Source organism: Pseudomonas glycinae (assembly GCF_001594225.2).
In the GTDB taxonomy this organism is placed as follows: Bacteria; Pseudomonadota; Gammaproteobacteria; order Pseudomonadales; family Pseudomonadaceae; genus Aquipseudomonas; species Aquipseudomonas glycinae.
In genome coordinates, this window is record NZ_CP014205.2 from 2,117,536 (window position 1) to 2,134,007 (window position 16,472).

Consider the following 16,472-nt stretch of genomic DNA (forward strand, 5'->3'; position numbering starts at 1 on the left):
ACCTCGACTTCCATTTGAGGGTCAACGACGAGGAACAACCTGCGCGGGGATGACAGCGCCAGGGTGGTCCCGATCGGCTGCGACTGCCGGGTCTGTAGACACGCGGCAATCTTCTGGCGCCGGGTTTGTGACCCGAAGCGCCGGCGGATAATAACCACGTTTTTTGTTAGGGAGGCAAACAAAATGTAGGAAATTTGCGAAATAAATATCGGACGTTTCCTACCTGATCGAGACGATGGCAAAGGGACAGAGATGTCATTAATGCCGGGAATCCAGCCTCTGTTCCTGGCAGGCGCCGATCATCGAAAACCCGCGCAAAATGCCGACTGGCCAGCGCAATAGTCACCGCAGTTTCCGAGCGCTAACAAGCGCTAACAACGCATAACTGGCAGTCATTCAGCAGTGAAGGCAGGCTTGAATCTCACCGCTGAACGCCAGGCCACCTGCGAACCTTTTCGGTCGCGGCGCTCAGTCGAACGATGGTTTTGCGAGGGATTCGACCATGGCTGAAGGTTATCGCCACAATTGCCTGTGCGAGGCCGACCGGCTCGGCAACGACGAACTGTATGCCTTGGTCGCGGGCGCCGTCCGCCATGGCCGAAGTGAAGCGCAACAGCTGTTCGCGACGGTGACGCCGTTGCTCATCGCCTTTTACGAAGGTCAGGTGCAAGCCGGGCGGATCCGTCGCGAAGACACCGGCGGCCTCGTTCAGCAGGCCTTCAGGACGCTTTATCAGGAACAGGCCGCCCATGACCCGAGCTTTCCGTTTCGCGCCTGGCTGATCGAGATCGCCCGCGCGACCCTGCTCAACAACCTGGACCATCGCGGTACTGACGCCGTGGCCGACGCGCTGGCGGGTGCATCTGCACGGGAATGTCATGAACCCACGCGGGCCACATGAACCGCCCTCCACGCTGTGAAATGCCCTTCAGGGAATGCCCATGATCGATATCGAAAAAACCCTCTACTCCGCGCACACCTGCACCACTGGCGGCCGCGAGGGCACAGGACGCAGTCACGATGGCCGACTGGATCTCAAGCTGTCGCCACCGGGTGCGCCCGGCACCGGAACCAACCCCGAGCAATTGTTCGCCGTGTGCTGGTCAGCCTGTTTCCTCGGCTCGCTGCGCCACGCCTGCAATGCGCGCAAGATCGTTTTTCCGGCCATGGCCGGGGTGGATGCTCAAATCGACCTGGTCCACGGCGAGCACGGGTTCTTCCTGCAAGCGAAACTGGCAGTGTCACTCCCGGACATCGAACCGCAAGTGGCGCAGCAACTGATCGACGCGGCACACCAGAACTGCCCCTACTCCAAGGCCACACGCAACAACATCAAGGTCAGCATCATCCTCGCCTGACCAGCCCCCGCCGACACCAAAACACAGCGTCTTCCAACCACACCTTCGTACGATCCGGCGACACCATGGTGCAATAGATCGCGCCCGGGGCTTTTGATGTGATGACGGGAAACCGACAAAAGCCAGGAGTTGCGCATGAACAAGCTGACGACTGCCGCGGGCGCGCCCGTGGTTGATAACAACAACGTACAGACCGCCGGCCCCAGAGGCCCGATGCTGTTGCAGGACGTATGGTTGCTGGAAAAACTGGCGCACTTCGATCGGGAGGTCATTCCGGAGCGGCGCATGCACGCCAAGGGTTCCGGTGCGTTCGGCACCTTCACCGTCACCCATGACATCAGCCGCTTCACCAAGGCCGGACTGTTTTCCAGCGTGGGCAAGACCACCGATGTGTTCGTCCGCTTCTCGACCGTGGCCGGTGAGCGTGGCGCGGCGGATGCCGAGCGTGACATCCGCGGATTCGCCATCAAGTTCTATACCGAGCAAGGCAACTGGGATCTGGTGGGCAACAACACGCCGGTGTTCTTTCTGCGCGATCCGTTGAAATTCCCCGACCTCAACCATGCGGTCAAACGCGACCCGCGCACCAATATGCGCAGCGCGCGCAACAACTGGGATTTCTGGACCTTGCTGCCGGAAGCGCTGCATCAGGTCACGATTGTCATGAGCGATCGTGGCCTGCCGCGCACCTACCGCCACATGCACGGTTTCGGCAGCCACACCTTCAGTTTCATCAGCCCGGCAAACGAACGTTTCTGGGTGAAGTTCACCTGGAAAACCCAACAAGGCATCGAGAATCTGACCGATCAACAAGCCGCAACACTGATCGGCGATGACCGCGAAAGCGCCCAGCGCGACCTGTACAACGCCATCGAAGAAGGCCACTTCCCGCAATGGAAGCTCTACGTGCAAGTGATGCCGGAGCTGGACGCCGAGACCTACCCAATCAACCCGTTCGACCTGACCAAAGTCTGGCCCCACGCGGATTACCCGCTGATCGAAGTCGGCGTGCTCGAACTCAACCGCAACCCGGACAACTACTTCGCCGACGTCGAACAGGCGGCCTTCAACCCGGCCAACGTGGTGCCCGGCATCAGCTTCTCACCGGACAAAATGCTCCAGGCGCGCCTGTTCTCCTATGGCGATGCGCAGCGCTATCGCGTCGGCGTCAATCATCATCAGATTCCGGTGAACGCCCCGCGCTGCCCGGTCAACAGCTATCACCGGGACGGCCAGATGCGCACCGATGCGAACGCGGGCAGCACAATCGGCTACGAGCCCAATAGCTATGGCGAGTGGGCCGAGCAACCGGATTTCAGCGAACCACCGCTGGCCCTCAAAGGCAGCGCCGGGCACTGGAATCACCGCGAGGACGACGACTACTTCTCGCAACCGGGCGCGCTGTTCCGGGCCATGTCCCCCGCCCAGCAACAGGTCTTGTTCGAGAACACCGCGCGCTCGATCCATGGCGCCAGTGCCCAGACCCGGCAACGCCACATCGATAACTGCACCCGTGCCGATCCGGCGTACGGTGCAGGCGTTGCGCAGGCCATCGAAGCACTAAGCTGATCCATAACGACGTAAGCAGGGCAAGCAGGATTGATCCTGTTTGCCCTGCTGTCGTCGTCAGTCCTCTACGATGCTTTTCGCTTCAAGAAACGCCTCCAGCCCGGACACGCCAAATTCCCTGCCGATCCCCGACTGTTTGACCCCGCCAAAAGGCGCCAGCAGCTCCGGTGCGATCCGGTTGATCAACACCGAACCGGCCTCCAGCCGCGCAGCGATGCGTCGGCCACGTTCGACCTCACGGGTAAACACATAGGCCTGCAAACCGTAGACGCTGGCATTGGCCAGGCGGATGGCGTCTTCCTCGTCGTCGTAGGCGATGATCGACAGCACCGGGCCGAAAATCTCCTCCCGGGCGATGTCCATGTCGTTGCTGACGTCGGCAAACACCGTGGGCTTCACGAAATAGCCCTGGCTCAGCCCGGCAGGCCGGCCCTCCCCGCCGACGATCAATCGCGCGCCCTGCTCCAGCCCGCGCCGGATAAAACCCTGCACGCGATCAAACTGCGCCTGGTTGACCAACGGGCCGATGGCAGTCGCCGGATCATGGGGATTACCGACCATTATGGCGTCGACCAAGGCTCTTACCCGCTCGATCACCTGCGGCAGGAGCGCGCGCGGCACCAACAGCCGCGTGCCGGCGACACAGGCCTGACCGTTGTTCATGAAGGCGGCATTCAGGGCCATGGGGATGGCCGCCTCGAGATCCGCGTCGTCGAGCACGATGGACGCCGACTTGCCGGTGAGCGACAGGCTCACCCGCTTCATGGTCTCGATGCCCGCGCGGGCAATGAGTTTTCCGGTGGCGGTGGAGCCGGTGAACGAAATCTTCGCAATGTACGGGCTGGTACTGATCTCGTCGCCCACATCGTTCCCACGGCCCAGGACAATATTGATCACCCCGTTTGGCAGCCCTGCACGATGCAAAGCGAGCGCAAGCACCTGAGTCTGCAACGGACTGAGTTCACTCGGTTTGATGACCGAGGCACAACCGCCGGCAATCGCCGCCGCCAGTTTGCTGCACACCGTACCGGCGGTGCTGTTCCAGGGCGCGAACAACGCCGACACTCCGACCGGGTCCATGACCACCGTTGCACGGCCCACAGGCCGGACCAGCTCGTAGTTCTCCAGCACCTGCGCCGCATTGGCAAAGGACTGCGAAGCGTACTGGCTGACCCATTGCGCACGGGCCAACGGTGCGCCGTATTCCTCGATGGCGGTGTCGCGTATCTCTTCGGTACTCTCCAGCACCGCCGCCTGCAGGCGCCTGAGCATGTCGATGCGCTCGGCTTTCGAGGTGCGGCCCATTGTGATTTGCGCACGCTTGGCGGCGGCGATAGCTTGCCTGGCATCCTCGCGATTGGCCAAGGTGACCGTGCCGATGACGGATTCCGTCGCCGGATTGATGCATTCGATCGTTTCACGGCCCTGAACGGGCACGAACGCACCATCGATGTAGCTGTGCTTGATAGTCCACATGGCGATTTTCCCAAGGGTTGAAACAGCAACGCCCGGAAAATCCGGGCGTTAGTCAGGGCGACGGCTCAGTCGGGCAATGATTCACGGCTGAAGGCTTGGACCTCCTGGACCAGACCACGAGCGGCCATTTCCACCAGTTGCCGGCCTTTTTCCGGCGAAGCCTGGGCCGGGTCCGAGCCCATGCGGCCGTCTGGGTGACGGGCGCGGAAATCCGCGGCTTCCCGGATCGGCCCCCAATTGGCGATCTGCGGCGAGTAGTCCGCCGACTTGATGGAATCGGGGTAGGCCCACTGGGTCACGGCGATTTCCGAAGGGGTCGCATGAATGCCATGGCCGGTCGGGAACTGCTCACGCGCCAGCTCGTTGACCCCTTCCAGATCCCACCAGTTGCACAGCTTCAGGGCGAACCCGGCCTTGCGTCGGGCGAAACTCGCTTCGGCGTACAGCTCCGAAAACGCCGCTTCGATTGACGCGATGTTGCCGCCGTGGCCATTGAGGAAAAAGATCTTTTCAAAGCCGTGGGCGGCCAGCGAGCGGGTCCAGTCGGCGATGGCGGCGATGAACGTCGAGGGCCTGAGCGAGATGGTGCCGGGGAAACCGAGGTGATGCTGCGCCATGCCGATGTTGAAGGTCGGGGCGATCAGGATGTCGGCGCTTTTCTGCGCTTCATGGGCGATGATTTCCGGGCACATCCAGTCGGTGCCCAGCAGGCCGGTCGGCCCGTGCTGTTCGTTGGAACCGATCGGGATGACGATGGTGCGGCTGCGTTCGAGAAATTGGGCGATTTCGGACCAGGTCGATAGGTATAAAAGCATCAGGATTCTCACTCTTCGAAGGTTCCTCGCGGAACGCGGGTGGGTGTTCAGTGCACCTGCAACAGCAGCGTCATTGATACCACCCGCCTCCCTTCGACGACAGAATACAAAGGTATCGGAATCGCCTGAACGCCCTAGTCGCGGACGAGAAATTCACGAGGCGATTCGCCCATCACCCGTCTGAACATGGCACTGAAGGCACTCTGGCTGGCGTAACCCAGATCCCGGGCAATCACCCCGACGGATTGCCCCTCGTCGAGCCGGTCGATGGCGGTCGCCAGCCGCACCTGTTGCAGCCAGTGGCGGAAATTCAGGCCGGTTTCATTGACGAACAGGCGAATCAGCGTGCGGGAACTGGCGCCGACCCGGTCTGCCCAATAGCCGATTGAATGGTCTTGTCCGGGGTCCTGCAGAATCGCCTCGCACACCGTGACCAGTCGCCGGTCGAGCGGCCATGGCACTTCGATCGGCAGCGTCCGCGCCGCCTGCAATTCACTGAGTATCAACGCCACGATGTGCGCGTTGCGGCCTTCCTGCGGGTATTCGATCGGCTGCTCGGCCAGGGCCAGAATCAACTCACGCAGCAGTCCGGGGATCTCCAGCACTTTGCAGTGAGGGCCCAGCCCTGCGCAGACCTGCGGCTCGATGTAGATCGAACGCATTTTGACCGCGCTGAGCATCAACTGGTCGTGAACCATCCCGGGCGGAATCCACAGCGCCCGTTTCGGCGGCAGGATCCACAACCCGCGCTCGGTGGCCACCCGCATCACGCCGTTCGAGGCATACAGCAACTGCCCGTGCCGATGCACGTGCGGCTCGTTGTATTCGCCGGTGGCCTGATCGCGCACCAGCACGGCCATTACGCGCGGCACGTCCTGATAGTCGGGATAACGTTCGCTGCGCGGCGCGGACTCACGCTGGGCGATGACCTTGCGCACCTCTCGTTTCATCGGCTGGAGTCTCCTGAAAACAGACCTTGATCGTGTTAAAGCGGCGATTGTCACTTTGGCGACAAACCCTGGCATTTGCCATTACCGGCCCATTGTTAGCCTTGCGCTCATTGTTCATCAATGAGGCCTTCCCCATGCCAATCACCCGCAATCTCTCCGGCCACCAGCAGAGCGTCACGGCGGTGATCGGCCTGCTGATCCTGTCCATCGCCCTGCGTCCGCCGATCATCTCGGTGGGGCCGATTCTGCTGTTGATCCAGCAGCACTTCCAGTTGAGCTACACCCAGGCTGCGCTGCTGACCTCGATTCCCGATGTGTGCATGGGCGTGTTCGCGCTGGTGGTTCCGAGCCTGGCCAGACGCTTCGGGATCGATCGCAGTGTGGTGGTCGCCCTGACGTTGTTGGGCGCTTCCACCTTGTTGCGGGCGATCTCGCCGAATGCATTCTTCCTGCTCGGCAGTACGTTCTTTGCCAGCATCGGCATTGCGGTTGCCGGCGCGATGACCGGCGCCTGGATCAAGACTCACTTTGCGCAACGGCCGGCGCTGTTCATGGGCATCTATGCCGGCGGCTTGAGTCTGGGCGCGACCCTCGCGGCGGTGCTCAGCGCGCCGATTGCCGAGCTGGCGCAGGACTGGCGAGTCAGCGCCGGAGTCTGGAGCGTGCTGTGCCTCACCGCCATCGCCAGTTGGGTGTGGATGGCACGGCGTTTTGCGACACCGGCGCCCGGCGTGAAATCGCCGTCGAGCGCGAGCAAACGCTTGCCTTGGGGCAATCCGCAGGCGTGGCTGATCGCGTTGAATTTCGGGGCCGGGCAATTCGTGGTCTATGCCCTCTTCGCCTGGATGGCGCCCGCCTCGGTGGAAGCGGCCACGTCGAGTGTTTCCCCGGGCGTCCTGCTGGGTATTTTTACGGCGGTGTTCGCCGTTGCCAGCGTGGGGGCGGGACTGATTCCGGGCAAGGCCCACGACCGGCGCGGTCTGCTCGGGCTGTCGGGGTTGCTGGCCCTGCTCGGGGTGGGCGGCATGGCGTTCCTGCCGGCGTACTGGCCGATGCTGTATGTGGTACTCGCGGCCATCGGCCTGGGCATGGGCTTCACCGTGGCCATGACCTTGCCGCTGGATCACGCCAGCACCAGCGAACAGGCCGGATTGTGGACGGTGTTCATGTTGTTCATCGGTTACCTGATCGCCGCGCTCGGGCCGCTGTTGTTCGGTGCCCTGCGCGAATACGCCGGACACTATGGCCCGGCGTACACCTTGCTGTTCGCGGTACTGCTGTTGATGCTCGGCATCACCCCCCTGCTCAAACTGGCACCGGCAACATCGCCGCAGGTGTCCGTTGCCTGAGCGGGAAGTGACAGACCTGCGACGCGCTTCGGCACGTCGCAGGCTTTCAGTTGGCCGCAGCGGCTTTTTCAATCAGCCGGGCCACCGGTGCCGGGTTCGACACCATCACCACGTGCGAGGCGCCCTTCACCACTTCAACGGCCTTGGCATCCGCACGCTTGGCCATGAACGCCATCGCCTGGGGCGGGATGTTCTTGTCCTTGTCCCCGTAGATGTACCACGACGGAATGTGCTTCCAGGCCGGCGTTCCGGCCTGCTCGTTCAGCGCCGCTTCGGTGACCGGACGTTGAGTAGCCGCCATCAGCGCCGCTTGTGCAGCCGGGACATCGGCGGCGAACTGGTCATGGAACTTGCTCTGCTGGATGTACAAGTCCTTGCCGCCATCGGCCAGCGCAACGGGTGGCGCCAGTGTTGGCCCGAGGGTGCTGCCGGGAAACTTGCCGGCCAGCCCGGCGACGGTTTCACCGGCCTCTGGGGCAAACGCGCTGACGTAGACCAGCGCTTTGACATTGGCATGATCGTTGGCTGCATCACTGATGACGTTGCCGCCATAGGAGTGACCGACCAGCACCACCGGCGACTGGATGCTGCTGAGCAACGCCGATACCGCTGCGCCATCGCTCTTGACGCCGCGCAGCGGATTGGCGGCGGCGATCACCGTGTAGCCATCCTTCTCGAGAATCTTCGCCACGCCGTTCCAGCTCGACGCGTCGGCAAACGCGCCGTGCACCAGCACCACCGTGGGTTTGGCGGTTTGGGCGAAGGCATTGGCGCCCAGGCACAGGCCCGCAGCGATGCTCAGTGCAATCAGTGTTTTTTTCATGTGGATGTTCCTCGTATGACGGATTCAGGGGGCGTATCGGGTGAAGACAAAATCGTGGTTCTGCACCCGCGCCTGATGGCAGGCAAAGCAGGTCTGGTGCTGGGCCTCGTCGGCAGGTTTGCCGTTGATGAACCGGCCGAATCCCCAGCCACCGGTCGAGGCGTATTTGCGCGAGTCCTTGACCATCACCTGAACGGTGGTGGCCGCCCCCGGAATCGAGGCCGGCTCGAATTCCGGCGACTGCACGTGTTTCCACGCCAGCTTCACCAGCACCGTGCCGTCGGGAAACGGCAGCGTCTTGCTCTGGTAAGCCTTGATCGCCCGGTCATTGCCCAGCACCGCGCGCAGTTCATCCAGCGGCGCGGCTTCCTGGGCCGGGGCAATCAGCGCCCACTGGCGATAGTTTTTCGGCAGTTTCACGCCGTAGATCGGCGAGGCATCGCCGTCATCGGCCTCGCCCAACGCGACACCGGTGGCCGCCAGTGCCGCGAGCGCAATGGCCGCTGGCAGCACGGCCCAATGGTTGAATTTCATGGTCGGATCCCCTTCGGCCGGCAATCAGAGATGATCGGCATCGATCACCGCCTGGGCGAACGCTTGCGGCGCTTCCTGCGGCAGGTTGTGGCCGATACCGCCGCTGATCAGCCGGTACTCGTACTTGCCGGTAAAGCGTTTGGCGTAGGCCTCGGCCGGTGGGTGCGGCGCACCATTGGCGTCGCCCTCCAAGGTGATGGTCGGCACGCTGATGGAGGGGAATGCCGCGAGTTTTTTCTCCAGCGGATCGTATTGCGCTTCCCCTTTGATCAGCCCCAGGCGCCAGCGGTAGTTGAAGATCGACACGGCGACGTGATCCGGATTCTGCAACGCGGCGGCGCTGCGGTCGTAGGTCGCGTCGTCGAAGGTCCACTTCGGCGAGGCCAGCTGCCAGATCAGTTTGGCGAAGTCGTGGGTGTTCTTTTCGTAGCCCAGACGACCACGTTCGGTCGCAAAGTAGAACTGATACCACCACTGCAACTCCGCCGCCGGCGGCAGCGGCGTCTTGCCGGCGTCCTGGCTGCCGATCAGGTAACCACTCACCGCCACCAGTGCCTTCACCCGCTCGGGCCAGAGCGCCGCGACGATGTCGGCGGTGCGCGCGCCCCAGTCGTAGCCACCGAGCACGGCCTGCTTGATCTTCAGGGCGTCCATGAAGTCGATCAGATCCTTCGCCAGCGCGGCCGGCTGGCCATTGCGCACGGTTTTGGCAGACAGGAAACGCGTGTCGCCATAGCCGCGCGCGTAAGGAATCAGCACCCGATAGCCCTTCTGCGCCAGCGCCGGCGCCACATCGGTGTAGCTGTGAATATCGTAGGGCCAGCCGTGCAGCAGGATGACCACCGGGCCGTCGGCGGGACCGACTTCGGCGTAGGACACGTCCAGCAGTCCGGCCTTGACGTGTTTCAGCGCGCCGAACGAAACGTGGGTGCCGGCGGTAATGGCGTCGATCTTGCCGGCGGGCACTTCGGCGGCGCTGGCGTATGCCGAGGCGATGCCCAGCGCAAGCGCCAGGATCGAACCGGCGAGCACGCGCCGGGATGGGGTTACAGCGTTAGAGTCAGTCATGCCGAGTCTCCCTCGTGAACCGCCGGGCGGCGGTTCCGGGCTTGGGGTTAAAGGGCTTGCGGATTGCAGGGCTAGCGGGCTGCCTGAGCAGCGGTTTTCTGCGCCGCCGCGCGCAGTGGCCGGAAGGCTTCGCGCAGTTCTTCGCTGAACAGTTGCGGTTGCTCCCATGCCGCAAAGTGACCGCCCTTGCTGACTTCACTGAAGTAGGCCAGCGACGGATAGGCGCGCTGCGACCAGACTTTCGGCGCCCGGTAGATTTCGTGCGGGAACACGGTGATCGCCACCGGCACCTTGATGTCGGCAGTCTTCTGCGCGGCGGCGCTGAAGTTATTGTTGTTGTTCTCCCAGTAGAAACGGGAGGACGACGCCCCGCTGTCGGTCAGCCAGTACAGGCTGATGTCATCGAGCATTTCATCGCGGCTCAGGACCTTCTCGGGCTGACCGTCGCTGTCGGTCCACGCGGCGAATTTTTCATACATCCACGCGGCCGTACCGGCGGGCGAGTCGGCCAGCAGATAACCGATGGTCTGCGGCCGGGTCACCATCATTGCGCCGTAGGCAGCGTTGCGGCCGAAGAACTGGCTGAGCGAGTTGAAGGCCGTCACCTCCGGCGCGGTCAGCCCGGCCGGGGCCGGGTCGCCGCTGTTGATCGGTTTGACCAGTTCCGGCGGCACGGTGGCCGGCATGTTCAGGTGGATGCCCAGCAAACCGGGCGGCGCCAGGCGACCCAGCGCATCGGATATCACCGAGCCGTGATCGCCGCCTTGGGACACGTAATGGCTGTAACCCAGACGTTTCATCAACACATCCCAGGCCTTCGCGACCCGGTCAGGGCCCCAGCCGAGCTCGGTCGGTTTGCCGGAGAAACCATGGCCGGGAATCGACGGGATCACCACATCGAACGAGTCCTCGACCTTGCCGCCATAGGCCACCGGATCGGTCAGTGGGCCGATGGTCTTGAGGAATTCGAACTGCGAACCCGGCCAGCCGTGGGTGAGGATCAGCGGCATGGCGTTGGGATTGCGCGAACGCACGTGGATGAACTGGATGTCGACGCCGTCGATGGTGGTCACGAACTCCGGCAAGGCATTGAGCTTCGCTTCGGCCTTGCGCCAGTCGTAGCCGTCGCCCCAATACTTCACCAACGCCTGGACCTGCGCCAGTTGCACTCCCTGGGACACGTCGCTGACCGTTTCCTTGTCTGGCCAGCGGGTGTCGGCGATGCGTTTGCGCAGGTCGCTCAGTTTCGCTTCGTCCACATGGATGGTGTACGGGCGAATGGCTTGCGACGGATCCGCGGCCCAGGCGCCGCTGCTGCCAGCGAGTACGGCAAGGCCGAGCGCCCCGCCCCTGATGGATGACGCCAGGCAATGGCGCCAGGTAAGACCGGACGAAACCGCAACCATGATGGATCTCCTTGTAGTCATTATTCGAAAGGCATCGCCAATCGGATCAGACCACTGCGCTGGCACCGGGGCGATTACACGATGGTGTCGGTCGATACCTTGGTATGACGCGCTGGCCCGGCGCGCAAAATCGCGCTCGAACTCAGCAGCGCTTAACGGGCAGAATGCGGCGGGGAAAAGCCCCATTTGAATCACAGAGCGGAACAAGGATTGCGGATGCGTGGGGAAACAGCGCTCGAACGCCTGAGCGGCACGCCATCGACCACGTCGCAGTGGTGGGTGATCGGGCTGTGCATGCTGTTCAACGTGATCGACGGGCTGGACGTGATGGCCATGGCCTTCACCGCCAGCCGGGTTTCGGCGCAGTGGACGTTGAGCGGCGCGCAACTGGGCCTGTTGTTGAGCGCAAGCCTGGTCGGCATGGCGCTCGGTTCGCTGCTGGCCGCACCCAGGGCCGACCGCTTCGGGCGCAGGCCTTTATTGCTCGCCGGCCTGCTGCTCAGTGGTCTGAGCATGTTGCTGTCGTTCTGGAGCCCGAATCATCACGTGTTGATGTTCCTGCGTTTGCTGACCGGCATCGGCACGGGGGCGGTGCTGGTGGGGGCGAATGTGCTGACGTTCGAGCACGCCGGCCCGCAGCGGCGCAACCTGGCCATCGCTTTGCAATCCCTCGCCTTCGCCATGGGCGCCAGTCTGGGCGGTGTGCTGGCGCATGTACTCAATGATTTGATGGGCTGGCGGTATGTCTTTCTTGCCGGTGGCTGCATCACGCTGGCGGCAGCGCTGGTCGGCGTCTTTTGGCTGCGAGAATCGCCGTCATTTCTGGCACTTGAACACCGCGCGCCTATTCCTCCCTTGTCGCCTGACGACGTCAGCCGGCCGTTTTCGCCCGGTCAATGGCAACAGACTCTATCGCTGGCACTGGCACTCTTTCTGTTGATGTTCTGCTTTTACTTCGTGATGAGCTGGACGCCGGCCCTGTTGGTCGACAATGGCTTTACCGACCAACAAGGCGCCCGGATCGGGATGCTGTTGGCGCTGGGGGGCATGCTCGGCGCCCTGCTTCTGGGTCTGGCGGCCAATCGTTACGGCTGCCGACGTTTGCTATCGGCTTTTCTGCTGCTCAACGCCGCCCTGCTGCCATTGATGCTGCCGGCCACTCGCGTCCCCGGTCTGGCGACACTCGTGGCGGTCACGCTGGGGCTGATGCTCAATGGTGCAGTCGCGGCTTTGTATGTCCTGGCCCCCCAAGCGTTCTGCACTTCGGTTCGCACGACCGGCGTCGGAGTGGTGCTGGCGACGGGGCGTCTGGGGGCGATCATTTCGCCGGTGGTGGCCGGGTTTCTGCTGGATGCCGGATGGACCGCACAACACCTGTTCACGTTTTTCGCCGCTAGCCAGGTGTTGGCGGCCCTGCTGATCTGGCGTGGCGTCAAGGGACGATGATCAGCTTGCCCGTCGTGTTGCGCGACTCGATATCGCGATGGGCCTGTTGCGCATCATCCAGTGAATAACGCTTGCCGATCACGGCTTTCAGTTTGCCGGCACTGACCCACGCGAACAGTTGCCGGGATTTTTCCAGCAGCACTTCGCGGTTGCGCACGTAGTGCATGACCGAGGGATACGTCAGCTTGATGCTGCGCGGCATGCTGAAGATATCGATCGGCGGGGTCGGGTTCATGAACGGTCCGTACAAGGCCAGGGTGCCGAAATAATCCAGCATCTCCAGCGAATCGGCGAACCCTTCCGCGCCAGTGCCGTCGTACACCACATTCACCCGCTGCCCCTCGGTCAGGCGCATGACCTGTCCGGCAATGTTTTGCGCTCGCCCGATCACGACATAGTCAGCCCCGGCCGCGAGCACCGCTTCCACCTTGTCGGCGTGAGACACCCGGCCAATGACCTTGCCGCCCCGCAACTTGATCAACTGAGTCAGCATCAGCCCCACGCCCCCCGCCGCCGCGTGCACGAAGGCCACGTCACCCGGCTGGATCGCGTGCACCTTGTCCACCAGATTGCTGGCGGTCAGGCCCTGCATCATCAGGCTGGCGGCGGTGGCGAAGTCGATATCGTCCGGCAGCGGCACCAACTGGCTGACCGGGGCGATCACCTGTTCGGCGTAGCTGCCCGGCACGTAATGCCAGGCCACGCGGTCACCGACAGCGAACTCCGTCACCTGCGGGCCGCTGGCCAGGACGACGCCGGCGCCTTCTGCACCCAGCGTCAGCGGTAGCTCCCAGGCAGCGCCGAGCCCGCGTCGGGCACCGGTGTCCATGAAATTGATACCCGCCGCCATGACCTTGACCAGGACTTGTCCGGGCCCCGGTTCTGCCAGTTGAATGTCCTGCACCGTCAAGACTTCAGGCCCGCCAAAGGCCTGGATAACCACTGCTTTCATAATGTTCTGCCCTGTCATAGGGACGACCGGTCCTGCTGCCTTTCGGGTGGCAGGAGCGCGGACGTCACGTTGCTTTCACTCAACGTCGAAGGACGTTGAAACCAGGGCCAAGGCTGCGCGGCGGATGTATCCCGGCGGTTTCGCCAACCGGGCGCTGTGCATGCTTGTATGGCTAGAGGGGCCGTAGATACAGTGGCTTACAAATGCGCCACTGCGATGTCCGTCGCAGTGCGCGATGGCAGCAGATATTCGCTACGGGCGACACCAAAGTATGATGGGCGAGTGCCAGCAGAAGGCGCATCTTTGTTCAACGGTGACTGCACACAATGAGAATCGGTATGACGAACGAGCAGGAGCGCGTCATCGAGGACGGTCCAGACCGCGGCAGTGACGCGACCATGCCAGCGCCGGGGGTCGACTCGATCATCGACAGCATCCCGGCCATGGTCGCCTTCATGACGCCGTCCGGTGAACTGGAACAGGTCAACCGGCAAATCATGGACTACATCGGCGCCCCGCTGCATGAACTGAAAAACTGGCAGGCCAGCGAGACCGTGCACCCGGAAGATCTGCCCTCGGTCATCGCTGCCTGGATGCACTCGGTCAGTACCGGCACGCCCTATGAAAACGAGCACCGGATTCGCCGCGCCGACGGTGTCTATCGCTGGTTCCATGTGCGCGGCCTGCCGATCAGAGACAGCGAAGGCACCATCACGCGCTGGTGCGTGCTGCAGGTCGATATTGATGAGCGCCGGCGGGACAAGGCCTTGATCGCCAGTGCTCTGGCCGAAGTCAGTGCGTCGGAAGAACGTCTGCGCGGGATCATCGACGCCGTTCCCGGTTTTGTCTGGAGTGCCTCGCCGGAAGGCAGCGTCGGTTTCGTCAATCAACGCTGGTGCGATTACACCGGCATGTCCCTCGAACAAGCCTGCGGTGATGGCTGGACAGCGTCCATCCACCCGGACGACGCACCAGGGCTGGCAGGCTATTGGCAAGCGCTTCTGCAATCGGGCAGCGCCGGCGAATACGAGGCTCGACTGAAACGCTTCGACGGCGTTTACCGCTGGTTTCTGATTCGCGCCGTGCCCCAGCGCGACGATACGGGGCGGGTCGTGCGCTGGTACGGCGAGAACACCGACATCGAAGACCGCAAACGGGCGGAAGTCTTTCTGGCCAAGGCCCAACGCCTGAGCGCCACCGGTACTTTTTCCTGGCGGGTGAGCACCGACGAAATCACCTGGTCGGACGAGGTCTACCGCATCCTTGAACTGGACCCGGACACGCCGCCAGGTTTCGAGGCGATCTATCGCCGCGTGCACCCGGACGATATCTCCAGCCATCGGGAAATGATCAAGCGCCAACGCCGCAAGGGGCGCGACTTCGAACACGAACACCGGCTGCTAATGCCCGACGGCACGGTGAAATACGTGCGGCTGGTGGCGCACTCGATCGCCCATGCGCCGGACGGTTTCGAATACATTGCTGCCCTGCAGGACATCACCCAGCGCCGGCTCGCCGAAGAGGTCTTGAGCAAGGCGCGCTCGGAACTGACGCATCTGGCCAGAGTCGCCAGCCTTGGCGCGGTCACGGCGTCGATTGCCCATGAGGTCAATCAACCGCTGGCCGGCATCATCACCAACGCCAGCACCTGCCTGCGGATGCTGGGCGCCGACCCGCCGAATGTCGATGGCGCCCGGGAAACCGCGCGCCGCACCATTCGCGATGGCAATCGCGCAGCCGATGTGATCAATCGACTGCGGGCGCTGTTCTCGAAAAAAAGCATCACGATCGAGGACGTCAATCTGAATGACGCGGCACGGGAAGTCATCGCCATGCTGCTGGGCGAACTGCAACGCAACGGCGTGGTGCTGCATCCGCAATTTGCCGAAGCCCTGCCGCTGGTCAGAGGCGACCGGGTCCAGCTGCAGCAGGTGATCCTCAACCTGATCATGAATGCCGCCGAGGCCATGAGTGCGGTCCACGGCCGGCCCCGGCAATTGATCGTCAGCACCGGTCTGGGCGCGGACGAGAGCGTTTACCTGGCGGTGAAGGATAGCGGCAACGGCGTCGATCCGCAGGACATCGAGCGCATTTTCAATGCCTTCTACACCACCAAAAGCTCGGGCATGGGGGTCGGTCTGTCCATCAGTCGCTCGATCATCGAGCGCCACGATGGGAAGCTGTGGGCCCGCGCCAACGACGGCCCGGGTACGACGTTTACCTTTGCCATCCCGCATTCGACGGACTTGCCGCAAACCGCTAACCGCGACCTCGCCGATCGCACCGTGGAGAATGATTGATGGGTACGCATTTGCTCGTATCGGTGGTCGATGACGACGAATCGGTTCGTGAATCCCTGCCGGACCTGATCAAGGAGTTCGGCTTTGCCGTCCAGGCGTTTGCCTCAGCGCAGGCGTTTCTGGCATCGCCCTATCTGGACCTGACCCATTGCCTGATTCTCGACGTGGCCATGCCGGGGATGTCGGGCCCGGATCTGCAACGCGAGCTGCTGCGGCGTGACTATCGCATTCCGGTGATTTTCATCACCGCGCACGGCGACGCCAGCGAACAGGCGAAGCTGCTGAACGGTGGCGCCGTGGAGTGCCTGTTCAAACCCTTCAGCGAAGCCCAATTGCTCAAGGCCCTGAGCGCCGCCCTGCCCCTCGACTGAGCGTGAAGCCGAACAGAACAAGGAATCGACATGTTGAACGCGAACAACGCAATCG

General features: G+C 63.0%; 15 protein-coding genes. 7 read left to right on the plus strand and 8 right to left on the minus strand.

The window, feature by feature from the left end; genetic code table 11:
* The first annotated feature begins 502 nt into the window (after positions 1 to 502).
* The 3 genes from AWU82_RS09460 to AWU82_RS09470 all read left to right on the plus strand — a co-directional run bounded on the left by AWU82_RS09460 (position 503) and on the right by AWU82_RS09470 (position 2,927).
* Positions 503 to 901: a hypothetical protein gene (locus tag AWU82_RS09460; RefSeq protein ID WP_064382015.1), complete on the plus strand. Its 399-nt coding sequence runs from the start codon at positions 503 to 505 to the stop codon at positions 899 to 901.
* A gap of 40 nt (positions 902 to 941) precedes the next feature.
* A complete protein-coding gene (locus tag AWU82_RS09465) occupies positions 942 to 1,358 on the plus strand; it encodes an organic hydroperoxide resistance protein (protein ID WP_064382016.1) in 417 nt (138 codons plus the stop codon).
* Between the two features lie 135 nt (positions 1,359 to 1,493).
* Positions 1,494 to 2,927, plus strand: coding sequence for a catalase (locus AWU82_RS09470; protein WP_064382017.1), 1,434 nt, complete (start codon positions 1,494 to 1,496; stop codon positions 2,925 to 2,927).
* Between the two features lie 57 nt (positions 2,928 to 2,984).
* On the opposite strand, the gene AWU82_RS09475 is transcribed toward AWU82_RS09470, so the two are convergent.
* From AWU82_RS09475 to AWU82_RS09485, 3 genes are all read right to left on the minus strand, one after another.
* Entirely contained in the window at positions 2,985 to 4,403 is a 1,419-nt protein-coding gene (locus AWU82_RS09475) for an aldehyde dehydrogenase family protein (protein ID WP_064382018.1), read from the minus strand.
* Positions 4,404 to 4,468: 65 nt separating this feature from the next.
* Complete coding sequence (locus AWU82_RS09480) at positions 4,469 to 5,218, minus strand: creatininase family protein (RefSeq protein WP_011333687.1); 750 nt, start codon at positions 5,216 to 5,218, stop codon at positions 4,469 to 4,471.
* A 134-nt stretch (positions 5,219 to 5,352) separates the two neighbouring features.
* On the minus strand, positions 5,353 to 6,168 hold the full coding sequence (locus AWU82_RS09485) for an AraC family transcriptional regulator (protein ID WP_064382019.1): 816 nt from the start codon (positions 6,166 to 6,168) through the stop codon (positions 5,353 to 5,355).
* Between the two features lie 134 nt (positions 6,169 to 6,302).
* On the opposite strand from AWU82_RS09485, the gene AWU82_RS09490 reads away from it, so the two are divergent.
* Entirely contained in the window at positions 6,303 to 7,517 is a 1,215-nt protein-coding gene (locus tag AWU82_RS09490) for an MFS transporter (RefSeq protein WP_064382020.1), read from the plus strand.
* Between the two features lie 46 nt (positions 7,518 to 7,563).
* Here AWU82_RS09490 and AWU82_RS09495 read toward each other — a convergent pair whose 3' ends face one another.
* From AWU82_RS09495 to AWU82_RS09510, 4 genes are all read right to left on the minus strand, one after another.
* Positions 7,564 to 8,340 (minus strand): alpha/beta fold hydrolase, encoded by a 777-nt coding sequence (locus tag AWU82_RS09495; RefSeq protein WP_064382021.1) that lies wholly within the window; start codon positions 8,338 to 8,340, stop codon positions 7,564 to 7,566.
* A gap of 24 nt (positions 8,341 to 8,364) precedes the next feature.
* On the minus strand, positions 8,365 to 8,874 hold the full coding sequence (locus AWU82_RS09500) for a cytochrome P460 family protein (RefSeq protein ID WP_011333683.1): 510 nt from the start codon (positions 8,872 to 8,874) through the stop codon (positions 8,365 to 8,367).
* A 24-nt stretch (positions 8,875 to 8,898) separates the two neighbouring features.
* The gene (locus AWU82_RS09505) at positions 8,899 to 9,942 is read right to left on the minus strand and encodes an alpha/beta fold hydrolase (protein ID WP_064382022.1); all 1,044 of its coding nucleotides are present in this window, start codon (positions 9,940 to 9,942) and stop codon (positions 8,899 to 8,901) included.
* A 71-nt stretch (positions 9,943 to 10,013) separates the two neighbouring features.
* On the minus strand, positions 10,014 to 11,348 hold the full coding sequence (locus AWU82_RS09510; protein ID WP_064382023.1) for an epoxide hydrolase family protein: 1,335 nt from the start codon (positions 11,346 to 11,348) through the stop codon (positions 10,014 to 10,016).
* Positions 11,349 to 11,564: 216 nt separating this feature from the next.
* Here AWU82_RS09510 and AWU82_RS09515 point away from each other — a divergent pair, with 216 nt between their 5' ends.
* Positions 11,565 to 12,794, plus strand: a complete 1,230-nt coding sequence (locus tag AWU82_RS09515; protein ID WP_064382024.1) for an MFS transporter — start codon at positions 11,565 to 11,567, stop codon at positions 12,792 to 12,794.
* Here the strand turns inward: AWU82_RS09515 and AWU82_RS09520 are convergent.
* Positions 12,781 to 13,746, minus strand: coding sequence for a quinone oxidoreductase family protein (locus AWU82_RS09520; RefSeq protein WP_064382025.1), 966 nt, complete (start codon positions 13,744 to 13,746; stop codon positions 12,781 to 12,783). The genes AWU82_RS09515 and AWU82_RS09520 overlap by 14 nt on opposite strands.
* A 338-nt stretch (positions 13,747 to 14,084) precedes the next feature.
* Here AWU82_RS09520 and AWU82_RS09525 point away from each other — a divergent pair, with 338 nt between their 5' ends.
* The gene (locus AWU82_RS09525; RefSeq protein WP_223290687.1) at positions 14,085 to 16,046 is read left to right on the plus strand and encodes a PAS domain-containing sensor histidine kinase; all 1,962 of its coding nucleotides are present in this window, start codon (positions 14,085 to 14,087) and stop codon (positions 16,044 to 16,046) included.
* Positions 16,046 to 16,417: a response regulator gene (locus AWU82_RS09530; RefSeq protein ID WP_064382027.1), complete on the plus strand. Its 372-nt coding sequence runs from the start codon at positions 16,046 to 16,048 to the stop codon at positions 16,415 to 16,417. The genes AWU82_RS09525 and AWU82_RS09530 overlap by 1 nt, the downstream gene beginning before the upstream one ends.
* Positions 16,418 to 16,472: the final 55 nt, after the last annotated feature.